The organism is Stackebrandtia albiflava, from assembly GCF_007994225.1.
GTDB lineage: Bacteria > Actinomycetota > Actinomycetes > Mycobacteriales > Micromonosporaceae > Stackebrandtia > Stackebrandtia albiflava.
Genome location: NZ_VLLL01000005.1, coordinates 1,496,749 through 1,508,575 on the forward strand (window position 1 = coordinate 1,496,749; position 11,827 = coordinate 1,508,575).

Annotated in this window: 13 protein-coding genes, 1 pseudogene and 2 riboswitches; of the genes and pseudogenes, 11 read left to right on the forward strand and 3 right to left on the reverse strand. The window is 68.9% G+C overall.

Translation table 11 applies throughout. From position 1 onward, the window contains the following. The first annotated feature begins 22 nt into the window (after window positions 1–22). From LX16_RS07735 to LX16_RS07785, 11 genes are all read left to right on the forward strand, one after another. Window positions 23–718 carry a GntR family transcriptional regulator gene (locus LX16_RS07735; RefSeq protein WP_244615716.1) on the forward strand — a complete coding sequence of 232 codons (696 nt, stop codon included), beginning with the start codon at window positions 23–25 and terminating at the stop codon, window positions 716–718. Window positions 719–809: 91 nt separating this feature from the next. Then, the gene (locus tag LX16_RS07740; RefSeq protein ID WP_211354336.1) at window positions 810–1,415 is read left to right on the forward strand and encodes a CDP-alcohol phosphatidyltransferase family protein; all 606 of its coding nucleotides are present in this window, start codon (window positions 810–812) and stop codon (window positions 1,413–1,415) included. Next, entirely contained in the window at window positions 1,412–2,218 is an 807-nt protein-coding gene (locus LX16_RS07745) for a DUF881 domain-containing protein (RefSeq protein WP_147135201.1), read from the forward strand. The genes LX16_RS07740 and LX16_RS07745 overlap by 4 nt, the downstream gene beginning before the upstream one ends. Next, the gene (locus LX16_RS07750; protein ID WP_147137237.1) at window positions 2,218–2,550 is read left to right on the forward strand and encodes a DUF1290 domain-containing protein; all 333 of its coding nucleotides are present in this window, start codon (window positions 2,218–2,220) and stop codon (window positions 2,548–2,550) included. Before LX16_RS07745 ends, LX16_RS07750 begins: the two co-directional genes overlap by 1 nt. Before the next feature lie 9 nt (window positions 2,551–2,559). Next, a complete protein-coding gene (locus LX16_RS07755; protein ID WP_147135204.1) occupies window positions 2,560–3,390 on the forward strand; it encodes a DUF881 domain-containing protein in 831 nt (276 codons plus the stop codon). 19 nt (window positions 3,391–3,409) lie between these two features. Further along, on the forward strand, window positions 3,410–3,787 hold the full coding sequence (gcvH, locus tag LX16_RS07760) for a glycine cleavage system protein GcvH (RefSeq protein ID WP_147135207.1): 378 nt from the start codon (window positions 3,410–3,412) through the stop codon (window positions 3,785–3,787). 55 nt (window positions 3,788–3,842) lie between these two features. After that, window positions 3,843–4,280, forward strand: a complete 438-nt coding sequence (odhI, locus tag LX16_RS07765) for an oxoglutarate dehydrogenase inhibitor Odhl (protein ID WP_147135210.1) — start codon at window positions 3,843–3,845, stop codon at window positions 4,278–4,280. Window positions 4,281–4,377: 97 nt separating this feature from the next. After that, complete coding sequence (locus LX16_RS07770) at window positions 4,378–4,842, forward strand: bifunctional nuclease family protein (protein ID WP_147135213.1); 465 nt, start codon at window positions 4,378–4,380, stop codon at window positions 4,840–4,842. A gap of 73 nt (window positions 4,843–4,915) precedes the next feature. Further along, window positions 4,916–5,425, forward strand: coding sequence for a MerR family transcriptional regulator (locus tag LX16_RS07775; RefSeq protein WP_147135216.1), 510 nt, complete (start codon window positions 4,916–4,918; stop codon window positions 5,423–5,425). A 59-nt stretch (window positions 5,426–5,484) separates the two neighbouring features. Next, window positions 5,485–5,576: riboswitch (glycine riboswitch) on the forward strand. Next, window positions 5,577–5,671: riboswitch (glycine riboswitch) on the forward strand. Window positions 5,672–5,727: 56 nt separating this feature from the next. Then, entirely contained in the window at window positions 5,728–8,559 is a 2,832-nt protein-coding gene (gene gcvP, locus LX16_RS07780; protein ID WP_147135219.1) for an aminomethyl-transferring glycine dehydrogenase, read from the forward strand. Window positions 8,560–8,730: 171 nt separating this feature from the next. Next, the gene (locus tag LX16_RS07785; RefSeq protein ID WP_158645517.1) at window positions 8,731–10,464 is read left to right on the forward strand and encodes a substrate-binding domain-containing protein; all 1,734 of its coding nucleotides are present in this window, start codon (window positions 8,731–8,733) and stop codon (window positions 10,462–10,464) included. A 27-nt stretch (window positions 10,465–10,491) separates the two neighbouring features. Here the strand turns inward: LX16_RS07785 and LX16_RS07790 are convergent, their stop codons facing one another. The 3 genes and pseudogenes from LX16_RS07790 to LX16_RS28200 all read right to left on the reverse strand — a co-directional run. Then, window positions 10,492–10,695 (reverse strand): DUF5999 family protein, encoded by a 204-nt coding sequence (locus LX16_RS07790; RefSeq protein ID WP_147135225.1) that lies wholly within the window; start codon window positions 10,693–10,695, stop codon window positions 10,492–10,494. A gap of 380 nt (window positions 10,696–11,075) precedes the next feature. Then, window positions 11,076–11,480: a nuclear transport factor 2 family protein gene (locus LX16_RS07795; protein WP_147135228.1), complete on the reverse strand. Its 405-nt coding sequence runs from the start codon at window positions 11,478–11,480 to the stop codon at window positions 11,076–11,078. After that, a pseudogene (locus LX16_RS28200) lies at window positions 11,468–11,821 on the reverse strand (TetR family transcriptional regulator); the annotation flags it as partial. The pseudogene LX16_RS28200 and the gene LX16_RS07795, both read right to left, overlap by 13 nt. Window positions 11,822–11,827: the final 6 nt, after the last annotated feature.

The window sequence follows — 11,827 nt, forward strand, 5'->3', positions numbered from 1 at the left end:
GTCCCAGCCTGAGAGGCCAGCCGTGTCCAGATCAGCTCAGCTTCCCGAACTGCCGGTGTTCGCGCCTCGGGAGAGTCTGCGGGAGAAGGTGACCCGGGAACTACGGGCGGCCTTGATGACGGGGCGGCTGCAACCGGGGACGGTGTATTCGGCTCCGGCGTTGGCCGAGCAGTTCGGTGTGTCGGCGACGCCGGTGCGGGAGGCGATGCTGGACCTGGTGAAGGAGGGCCTGGTGCAGCCGGTCCGGAACAAGGGGTTCCGGGTCACCCGGTTGGACGAGAAGGCGTTGGACGACTGTGTGCGGCTTCGGCAGTTGATCGAGCCGGCGACGGTGGAGCGGATCACGCGCGAGTGCCCGGTGGAGGCGATCGAGCGGTGGCGGCCGGTGGCCGAGGAGATCGTGGCGGCGGCGGAGGCCGGTGACATCACCGGCTACATCGACGCCGACATGCGGTTCCATCTGGGTCTGTTGGGGGAGGGCGGTAACCGTCTCCTGGTGGACATGGTGCGGGATCTGCGTTACCGGTCGCGGCTGCTGGGGATTCCGCGGCTGGCGGAGGAGGGGATGTTGGTGCCTTCGGCGCGGGAGCATCTGACGTTGTTGGACGTCATGGTCGCCGGGGACGCCGAGGGTGCCGCCCGGTTGACGTCGCACCATCTCGATCACGTGCGTGGGCTGTGGGCCGGTGCCTCCGGCGTGGAGGAGTCGGGGCGGTGACCGGTCGTCGCCGTGGTCGGGCACGGTTAGAATTCGTCGGCCGCGCGGCCCGTCGCGGTCGGGGACGGTTCGGTGACGTTGGGAGGTCGGTGTGTCCGAGGTGCGGGATTCGGTGGTGCCGTGGCGGGTGTGGACGTGGCCGAACCTGATCACGTTGGTGCGGTTGTGCGGCATCCCGGTGTTCTGTCATCTGCTGCTGGTGGCGGAGGACTACGTGGCGGCGGTCGTGGTGTTGGCCGTCGGTGGCGGCACCGACTGGGTGGACGGGTTCCTGGCGCGCCGGTTGGGTCAGGAGAGCCGGTTCGGGCAGTTGTTGGATCCGGCGGTGGACCGGTTGTACATCCTGGTGACGGTGGCGGTGATGACCTTGACGGGTCTGCTGCCGTGGCAGTTCACGGCCGTGTTGGTGGCGCGGGAGCTGGTGATGGCGGCGACGCTGTTGTTCCTGCGGTATCAGGGTTTCGACTCCTTCCAGGTGCATTACACCGGGAAGACGGCCACGTTCATCGTGTTCATGTCGTTTCCGGTGTTGGTGTTGGCGGGTCTGTACGAGCCCGCCGTGGACTGGGCGCGTCCGCTCGGTTGGGCGTTGGCGTGGTGGGGGATCGTCTTGTACTGGTTGTCGGCGGCGATATACGTGGGCCAGGCGGTGTGGTTGGCGCGCCGGTCACGTGACGACGTGCCGGTCGCGTCATGACGGGCCGGGGTCGTTTCGGGCTTCCGAGCGTCGACCTGCTGGCGCAGTTCTGGAACGAGCCGTTGGATTACGAGGTCGCCCCGGAGGGGCGGCGGCCGGGCAGGACCGTGACCGGTCGTACACTGTCAGTGGCCGTTCTGGTCGTCATCGGCCTGTTGTTGGCGGTGGCGTACCGGGAGACCGTGTCGTCGCAACCGGCCGACGCCGAGGCCCGGCAGGAGCTGCGCGACGACATCGCGGCGCAACGCGACGACAACGACCGGCTGTTGGGGCAGGTCGAGGCCCTGCAGGAGGAGGTGAACGGGTTGCGGGACGATCTGATCGGTGGTCGCGGCGAGGTGGAGCAGTTGCACCGACGCGAGGCGATGGCGGGTCTGCGCGCGGTCACCGGTGACGGGGCACGGCTGGTCGTGGCGGACGGTCCCGCCCCGGAGGACCCCGACGCGGCTGATCTGGGCGAGGTGTTCGACCGGGACCTCCACCTGATCGTCAACACCCTGTGGGCGTTCGGCGCCGAGGCCGTCGCCGTGGACGGGAGGCGGTTGACGGCGACGTCGGCGATCCGGGCCGCCGGTGACGCGATCCTGGTGGACTTCGCGCCGGTGTCGAGCCCGTACGAGATCACCGCGATCGGCCCCGACGACCTCGCCGACGACTTCAACGCCTCGGCGACCGCCGAGGCGTTCGCGCAGTACGCCGCCGACTACGGCATATCGTTGTCGGTGGAGCCGGCCGAGGGGCTGTCACTGCCCGCCGCGCCGGTGCCGCCGTTGGACAACGCCACACCGAAGGAACCGAATTGATCGTCGCCGTCGTCGCGTTGGCCGCCGGGATCGTGCTGGGTGTCCTGGTGGACGTGCAGGTGCCGTTGCTGTTGCAGCCGTATCTGCCGATCGCGGTCGTCGCGGCCTTGGACGCGTTGTTCGGCGGGGTGCGCGCGCACCTGGACGACGCCTTCGACGACAAGCAGTTCACGATCTCGTTCGTGTCGAACGTGCTGGTCGCGGCGTTGATCGTGTACCTGGGTGACCAGTTGGGGGTGGGTGCGCAGTTGTCGACGGGAGTGGTCGTGGTCCTGGGTATCCGGATCTTCTCCAACGCCGCCGCCATCCGGCGGCGGTTGTTCAGGGCGTGAGGGGCGGCAGTGGCCGAAGACGAGGAGGTCCCCCGCGACGCCGAGGCCGACGGCGACGCGACGACCTCGGGCGAGGACACCGCCCCGGACGACGCCCCGAAGACCGCCCCGGACGACGTCCCGGAGCCCCCGCCGGAGCCGGTTGCGCGCCGGGGCCGCGGCTTCAACGGCGTGCTGGCGGCACTGCTGGTGGGACTGCTGGGTTTCACGATCGCGGTGCAGATCCGCAGCCACGGTGAGGAGGCGCTGGACGGTGCCCGCACCGAGGACCTGGTGCGGATCCTGGCCGATCTGGACGCGCAACGCAGCCGGCTCAGCGACGACATCGCCGAGCTGCGGCAGACCCGCGACGAGCTGGCGTCGGGCAGCGAGGGCAACAAGGCGGCGTTGGAGCGGGCCGAGGAGTTGGCCGACAGCGTCGGCATCCTGGCGGGCACGCTCGCGGCGACGGGCCCGGGCATCGTGTTGACGTTCGTCCCCGGAGACGACCCGATCCGGGCGGCGGTCATGCTGGACGCGGTGCAGGAGCTCCGCGGCGCGGGCGCGGAGGCCATGCAACTGGTGGGCGCCAACGGTTCGAAGGTGCGCATCATCGCATCCAGCTACTTCGCCGAGTCCGGTGAGAACCTGGTAGTGGACGCGGTCACGCTCGCTCCGGCGTACACCCTGACCGCCATCGGGGACCCCGAGACCATGGCCACGGCGCTGCGGATTCCGGGAGGGGTGGAGGACACGGTGAAAAAGGACGGCGGTACGGTCATTGTGCGACAGCCGGGCACCGTCGAGGTCACCGCGTTGGCCCAGGTCGCCGATCCAGAGTATGCCGAACCGGTCGATTGAGCAGAAGGGGACCTGGCACGTGATTCCTGAGAACCTGCGGTACACCGCCGAGCACGAGTGGATCTCCGAGCCCCGCGACGGGGTCGTCCGGGTCGGCATCACCGACTACGCGCAGGCGGCGCTGGGGGACATCGTCTTCGTGCAGCTGCCCGAGCCCGGGAAGGTCGTCACCGCGGGCGAGGTGATCGGCGAGGTCGAGTCGACCAAGAGTGTGTCCGACATCTTCGCGCCCCTGTCGGGTACGGTCGCGGCCCGCAACGAGACGCTCGACGACACGCCCGACACCATCAACACCAGTCCCTACGAGGAAGGCTGGATGCTCGACATCGAGTGCGAGGACCTGGCGGACGTGAGCGGATTGCTCGACGCCGAAGCCTACGCCAAACTGACCGAGTAATCTTGCCAGTTCGGCAACTGAAGATTCGTTTGCATCTACTGATAGAGGTGGTCCAATGACGCGCCCCGGCGACGAGTTTCCTCCGCTCGACGTGACGTCGACGATGAACCTGGGTGCTTTGGATGAGGTCCTGGAGAACTCCGGACCGTCCGAGGACAACACCGCCAGGCTCGCCGACTCACTTCCTCCCGGCACCGCGCTGCTGCTGGTGCGTCGCGGCCCCAACGCGGGGGCCCGGTTCCTGCTGGACCTGGACGTGACCACCTCCGGCCGGCACCCCGACAGCGACATCTTCCTCGACGACGTCACGGTGTCCCGGCGGCACGCCGAGTTCCACCGTGAGGGCACCACGTTCACCGTCCGTGACGTCGGCAGCCTCAACGGCACCTACGTCAACCGTGAACGCGTGGAGACCGCGACCCTGGGCAACGGCGACGAGGTGCAGGTCGGGAAGTTCCGCCTGGTGTTCATCTCGGGGCCGCAGACCCGCTGACGTAGTGACAACCCGCGCCGGTCGTCGGCCGGTGCGGGTACGGTCGAGGTGACACGTTCGACCGAACGACCACGACGGTGGGGAAAAGGGCGAGACGGTGCACGAGCTGAGGGTGGTAGGAGTCCGGGTCGAGTTGCCCACCAATCAGCCGATCGTGCTGCTCAAAGAGGTCGACGGCGATCGTTTCCTGCCGATCTGGATCGGCGCGGTCGAGGCCACCGCCATCGCCTACGAGCAGCAGGGCATCACCCCTCCCCGGCCGTTGACCCACGACCTCATCCGGGACATCCTGGCCGCGGTGGGCGCCGAACTGGTCGCCGTGGAGATAAACGACATCCAGGACACCGTCTACTTCGCCGAACTGGTGTTCAAGGGTGACGTGCGGGTCTCGTCGCGCCCCTCGGACGCCATCGCGGTGGCGCTGCGCACCGGCACCCCCGTCAGGTGCACCCCCGAGGTCCTGGACGAGTCCGGCATCACGATGTCGGAGGCCGCCGACGACGAGGTGGAGAAGTTCAGGGAGTTCCTGGACAACGTCACGCCGGAGGACTTCGCGGAGTGACGCCCGCCGGCGGCGAGGCGCCGCCCGCGACGACAGGTGTGCTCACTGTGGCCAGAGGTGAGGAGGGCGGCCGATGGTGCGGGACACGCCCGACGCCGACGTGGTCGGCTACCGAGGGCCCACGGCGTGCGCCGCTGCCGGAATCAGTTACCGGCAGCTCGACTACTGGGCGCGCACCGGCCTGGTCACGCCCGGGATACGCGCCGCCGAGGGCTCCGGTACGCAACGCCTGTACTCGTTCCGCGACATCGTGGTGCTGAAGGTGGTCAAGCGTCTCCTGGACGCGGGTGTGTCGCTGCAGAACATCCGCAAGGCGATCGGTGTGCTGCGGGAGCGCGGCACCGAGGACCTCGCCGAGATCACCCTGATATCGGACGGCACGACGGTGTACGAGTGCCGGTCGCCCGAGGAGGTCGTCGACCTGTTGCGGGGCGGCCAGGGCGTCTTCGGCATCGCCCTGGCCGGCGCGGTGCGTGAGATCGAGGGCTCGGTGACGGTGTTGCCGGGTGTGCCGGTGGAGCCGCCGGAGCCGGCCGCGGTGGACGAGCTGGCGCGGCGGCGGGCCCGCCGCGCGGCGGGCTGACCCGCCCCTGGCCGCCGACGGCGTGATCTTGTCCGGGTAGGCTTTGACCCGACACGCCGTAATCCCGCGCGGGAGAGTTCACACCAGGTGTGACGCCGAAGGAGCAACTCCTCCCCGGAACCTCTCAGGCAGCAAGGACCGCGCGGGTTGGCGACTCTGGAAAGCAGACGGCATGTCCGTCTCACCGACGGGGCAAACCCGGATCGTTCGGGTGAAACTCTCAGGGCAGTAGACAGAGGGGGAGGGAGAAGCGTCGGCGGCGCGGAGCCTCCGGCGACCCCTGAAGGACCCTTGGAGTGCCAATGAGTTCGCGGTCAGACGCCGTCGTCCCGTTCACGCGTCGCCACATCGGCCCCTCGCCCGAGCAGCAGCGGACGATGCTCGCCCAGGTCGGGTACGACAGCGCCCAGGCGTTGCTGGAGGCGGCGATCCCGGATTCGATCCGGTTGCACACGCCGCTGGACCTGCCGTCGGCGGTCACCGAGGAGGCCGCGCAGGCGGAGCTTCGCGCGATGGCGGCCGGCAACCGGGTCATGCGTCAGATGATCGGGTTGGGCTACTACGGCACCCACACGCCCGCGGTCATCCGCCGCAACGTCCTGGAGAACCCGGCCTGGTACACCGCGTACACGCCGTACCAGCCCGAGATCAGCCAGGGACGCCTGGAGGCGTTGCTGAACTTCCAGACGATGGTGTCGGACCTGACGGGGCTGCCGGTGGCGGGCGCGTCCCTGCTGGACGAGGCGACCGCGGCGGCGGAGGCGATGACGTTGGCGCGCCGGGCCGGCAAGTCGAAGTCCCCGGTGTTCGTGGTCGACTCCGACACGCTGCCCCAGACGTTGGCGGTGCTGCGGACCCGTGCCGAACCGTTGGGCATCTCGCTGGTCACCGTCGACGTGACCGCACCGGACCTGCCGGAGGAGTTCTTCGGGGCGTTGTTGTCCAACCCGTCGGCCGGTGGCGCGGTCCGCGACCACACGGCCCTGATCGAGGAGGCCCACCGCAGGGGCGCGCTGGTGGCCGTGGCGGTGGACCTGTTGTCGCTGCTGCTGGTGCGTTCGCCCGGCGACATGGGCGCCGACATCGCCGTGGGTTCGGCGCAGCGGTTCGGGGTGCCGATGGGCTTCGGCGGTCCGCACGCCGGTTTCATGTCGGTGCGGTCGGGTCTGGAGCGGTCGCTGCCGGGCCGGCTGGTGGGGGTGTCGAAGGACGCGCAGGGCCGCCGGGCGTACCGGCTGGCACTTCAGACGCGCGAACAGCACATCCGGCGGGAACGCGCCACCAGCAACATCTGCACCGCCCAGGTGCTGTTGGCGGTGATGGCGTCGTGTTACGCGGTGTACCACGGCCCCGACGGGCTGCGGGGCATCGCCTCGCGGGTACACGCCCAGGCGGCGCGGCTGGCGCGTGGTCTGCGCGCCGGTGGTGTGGAGCCCCTGCACGGCGACTTCTTCGACACCGTCACGGTGCGGGTGCCGGGCCGGGCGGAGTCGGTGGTGTCGGCGGCGGTGGCGTTGGGCGTGAACCTGCGGCTGGTCGACGCCGACCACGTCGCGGTGGCCTGTGACGAGACCACGACGGAGTCGGACCTGTCGGCGGTGTGGCGGGCCTTCGGCGTGGAGTCGGTCCCGGTGCGGTCGGAGACCGGCTTCTCCGCCGGCCTGGCCCGCGCCGACGAGTACCTGACGCACCCGGTGTTCCACGAGCACCGCTCCGAGACCTCGATGCTGCGTTACCTGCGTCGTCTCGCCGACGTCGACTTCGCACTCGACCGCGGCATGATCCCGTTGGGTTCGTGCACGATGAAGCTGAACGCCGCCGCGGAGATGGAACCGGTGAGCTGGCCGCAGTTCGCGCACATCCACCCGTTCGCGCCCGCCGACCAGGTCCGGGGTTACGCCCGCCTGATCGCCGACCTGGAGGCGTGGCTGGCGGAGGTCACCGGTTACGACGCGGTGAGCCTGCAACCGAACGCCGGTTCGCAGGGCGAGTTGGCGGGCCTGTTGGCGATCCGGGCGTACCTGGCGGCGACCGGCGCGGGAGACCGCGACGTGTGCCTGATCCCCTCCAGCGCCCACGGCACGAACGCGGCCTCGGCGGTCATGGCGGGGATGCGGGTCGTCGTGGTGGCGTGCGACGAGGAGGGCAACGTCGACCTGGACGACCTGGACGCCAAGATCGCGCAGCACGCCGACCGGTTGGCGGCGATCATGGTGACCTACCCGTCGACGCACGGCGTGTACGAATCCGAGATCACCCGGCTGTGCGCGAAGGTGCACGACGCCGGAGGTCAGGTCTATGTGGACGGCGCGAACCTCAACGCGCTGCTCGGGTTCGCCAAGCCGGGCCGTTTCGGGGCCGACGTGTCGCACCTGAACCTGCACAAGACGTTCTGCATCCCGCACGGCGGTGGTGGTCCGGGGATCGGCCCGGTCGCCGTCCGCTCGCACCTGGCCGAGTACCTGCCCTCCGACCCGCGGGTGGCCGACGCCCCGGTGGGTCCGGTGGCGGCCGCGCCGTACGGTTCGGCGGGGATCCTGCCGATCCCGTGGATGTACCTGCGCATGATGGGTGGCAGGGGCCTGGCCGAGGCGACGGCGCAGGCGGTACTGGCCGCCAACTACGTGGCGTCCCGGTTGGCCGAGCACTACCCGGTGCTGTACAGCGGCAACAAGGGCCTGGTCGCGCACGAGTGCATCCTGGACCTGCGGGCGTTGACGAAGCGGTCGGGCGTGACGGTCGACGACGTCGCGAAACGGTTGATGGACTACGGGTTCCACGCGCCGACGATGTCGTTCCCGGTGGCCGGGACCCTGATGGTCGAGCCGACCGAGAGCGAGGACCTGACCGAACTCGACCGGTTCTGCGACGCCATGATCGCGATCCGCGGCGAGATCGACAAGGTCGCGGCGGGGGAGTGGCCGGTGGAGGACAGCCCGTTGCGCAACGCGCCGCACACCGCCGACGTGCTCGCCGCCGAGGACTGGTCCCACCCGTACTCGCGGCGGGAGGCGGTGTTCCCCGCCGGTGCGGCCGCGGCGAAGTACTGGCCGCCGGTGGGACGTATCGACGGTGCTTACGGAGACCGGAATCTGGCCTGCTCATGCCCCCCTCCGGAGGCTTTCGGCTCCTGAAGGACAGGTGCGCCGAGGGCGCGGTGACGTGAGGCTAGACTAGGCCGGTCCCATACCATCCCAGGAGATATCCACATGGCACGCGGTCGCAGTCAACCGGGCGTAAAGACGCATCGGCGCGGCCGTCGTCGGCGAACCCGCCGCCGTTTCCCGGTGGCGCCGTGGATCGTGGTGACCACGATCGTGACCCTGGTGGCGTCGGGTCTGGTACTGGGTTACACCTGGCTGTTGGGTACCGGGTGCAGCGGTGAACCGATCCGGGCGACCGTGGTGGCGGCTCCGGACGTGCGGGAGTCGTTGTCGGTGTTGGCGCGGCAGTGGGAGGGCGAGGAGCCGTCGCTGCGTGGCCAGTGCATCGCGGTGGACGTGCAGGAGAAGTCGTCGGCCGAGGTGGCGACGAAGCTGGCGACGACGTGGAACACCGTCACCGACGGCGCCAGGCCGCACGTGTGGATCCCCGACTCCAGTGTCTGGGTGCAGATGTTGGAGGCGGGGGAGACCGGCGCGTTGATGGTCCCCGACCAGACGCCGTATCTGGCGACGAGTCCCACGGTGATCGCGATGCCGGTCCCGATGGCCGAGGCGATGGGCTGGTCCGCCGACGGTGGTGGGGATCTGGAGCTGACCTGGACGAGGTTGCTGGAGTTGGCCGAAGACGGCGACTGGTCGGACTTCGGTAACGAGGAGTGGGGCGGCATCACGCTGGGGTTGAGCAGTCCGCGTGACTCGACCGCCGGGATGCACGCCCTGTTGAGCCTCACCGACGTCGACGGCAACGGTGACGTGGTCGACGAGGAGTTGGCCAACGTGATCCGTCTGAAGCAGGCGCTGAGCCAGAATCCCGTCGACACCGACACCCTGCTCCGTGAGATGGCCGAGGTGCAGGAGGACGACCTCAACGGTTACGTGTCGGCGTTTCCCGCGTTGGAGCGGGACGTGTGGCGTTTCAACAACTACATGAAGACGGGCACGAAGCTGGCGGCGGTGTATCCCTCCGACGGCAGCCTGGACGCCGATCACCCGATCGTGGTGTTGGAGAACGTGGAGTGGACCGATCAGGTCTACCAGGAGATCGGCAGGCAGTTCACCGAGTACATCACCGGTGAGGCCGGTGAGGCGGAGTTGCTCGGTGAGGGCTTCCGGGACGGTACCCGCCGCACCGGTGGCGAGACCCTCAACGACACCGAGGGTTTGACGCCGCAGATCGAGGAGTCGCAGCGGGGCCCGGTGCAGCCGTCGGCGGTGTCGAACGCGTTGGCGGCGTGGCAGGCGTTGAACCGGCCGGCGAACGTGCTGTTGGCCCTCGACACCTCGGAGTCGATGGGTGCGACGGTGTCGTACAAGGGTGAGGAGTTGGCGCGGTTGGAGGTCGTGCGTCGGGAGCTCATCGACGCGTTGGACCTCTTCGGGTCGCAGGCCAACATCGGTTTGTGGGATTATTCGACGGCGGTGCCGTATTCGGGGGAGAACGATTACACGCCGTTGGTGAATGTCGGTGAATTCGACGATGCGCAGAAGGCGCTCATCACCGATTCACTGCAACAGATGTCTCCCGGTGGTGGCAGCGCGTTGTTCGATACGGCCGCGGCCGCTTACGAGGCGTTGCAGAACGATTTCAACGAGGAGCCGGGCGCGGCCAATCTCGTGGTGATCATCTCCGACGGTGGTAACGAGGACGACAACGGTGGCCTGACCCTGGCGGATTTCGAGGCCCGGATCGACGAGTTGAGTCAGCGGGAGAGCCGTACCAAGCAGGTGTCGATCGTCACGATCGGTTTCGGTGGTGAGGTGGACGAGGAGGCGTTGCGGGGTGTCGCCGAGGCCAGCCGTGGCCTGTTCTTCCCCGCCGAATGGAACGACCAGCTCAAACCGCAGTTGTTGAACGCGCTGTTCAACGCGGTGTGAGCTGGTCGCGTCGGTGTTCGGCCGGTGTCAGGCGCTGGCGCCGACGTGCCGGGCGGGGCCGCGGTGCGGTGCGATGACCCGCCCGTCGGGCAGGAGTTCCCCGGTGTCGTCGAATACGACGACACCGTTGCACAGCAGGCTCCAGCCCTGTTCCGGGTGGGCGGCGACGACTCTGGCGGCCTCATGATCGCCGGCTTCCACGTCGGGACAGGGCGGTTGGTGTTGGCACATTATGTGCTCCCGTTTGTTGTTCTCGCGCTGTGTGTTTGTGGCGCGGGTGTTCTTCGCGCTGTGGCCGGTGTGATGTCTCACACCTCCCATTGAGCCACATTACCGATGTCCGTCCACCATTGTCGTCTCGGTTTAGGCACGAAACCACTAGTCGCGGTGTGGTCACGCCTGGGTGACGGGGGATATCGGCCGAACGGTGGAACGGCCTTCACCGTTCGCCCGGGGCCGGGGATGGGCGTAACGGGTGATCGCTTTCACGCCCGACACCTTGCCTTTTCATTCAAGATATATCGCATCCGAGGCATTCACGCCTCGACACCCGCGTGAACCCGACCCCCATACCCTCCCTCACCCTCCTGGAATATCGCCTGAAGGCCCCCTCAAGGGGTCGGGAACAGGTGTCCCGGTGGCCGGTGTTCGCCGGCCTTGATGTGGGAGTAGTCCCTGGCCTCGGCGACCAGTCCCAATGCGTCGAAGCGGATCACCGTGCAGCCACTGATCGTCGACGGCCCTTCGGCGGTGGTCATGACCGCCCAGTACTCGACGGAGGCGGTGTCGCCGTCGACGACCGGCGTCGCGAAGCGGCAACGGGTGGGGGCGGTCTCCTCCGTGAAGCACTCGCGCAGGTAGTCCCGCAGTCCGTCCCGTCCCCGGTAGCGGCGGAACATCGACGCGTAATGGTCACCGTCGGCGCTCTGGAGTGCCGCTATCGCCTCGACGTCCTGGCGGGGCCACGCGGTCTGCCAGGTGTCGGCCCATCGCCGGGCGGCGGTCATCGTGTCCATTGTGTCTCCATTCGGGTCGGCTTCCGGTTCCCGCCCGGTATACCCGGCGGGTGTGACATCACCCGCCCGACCGGGACGGACCGGAGCCGTTCTCGGACGGTGGGACGGCCCGCGGAGCGGAGCACGGCCGGCAGGGGACACTCCACTTCGGACTTGCTCGGCTCGTGTACACCACCTCGTGGAGTACACGTGGGGAGGGCCCGCCGGTCGGAGCGGACGGTCGTGCCGGCGGGTGGCCCGATCTCGACGGCCTTCTTGAACAGCGCGTCCTTCCCGTCGAAGTACCGGTACACCGGGGCGGGATCGGCTCCGGCTCCGGCGGCGATGTCGCGTACGGAGGCGCCGTC

Bases quoted from the DNA above. Each gene is read 5' to 3' on its own strand.
- LX16_RS07745 (WP_147135201.1), top strand. From the start codon at position 1,412: ATGACGGGCCGGGGTCGTTTCGGGCTTCCGAGCGTCGACCTGCTGGCG.
- odhI (WP_147135210.1), top strand. From the start codon at position 3,843: ATGACGCGCCCCGGCGACGAGTTTCCTCCGCTCGACGTGACGTCGACG.
- LX16_RS07775 (WP_147135216.1), top strand. From the start codon at position 4,916: ATGGTGCGGGACACGCCCGACGCCGACGTGGTCGGCTACCGAGGGCCC.
- gcvP (WP_147135219.1), top strand. From the start codon at position 5,728: ATGAGTTCGCGGTCAGACGCCGTCGTCCCGTTCACGCGTCGCCACATC.
- LX16_RS07790 (WP_147135225.1), bottom strand. From the start codon at position 10,695: ATGTGCCAACACCAACCGCCCTGTCCCGACGTGGAAGCCGGCGATCAT.
- LX16_RS07795 (WP_147135228.1), bottom strand. From the start codon at position 11,480: ATGGACACGATGACCGCCGCCCGGCGATGGGCCGACACCTGGCAGACC.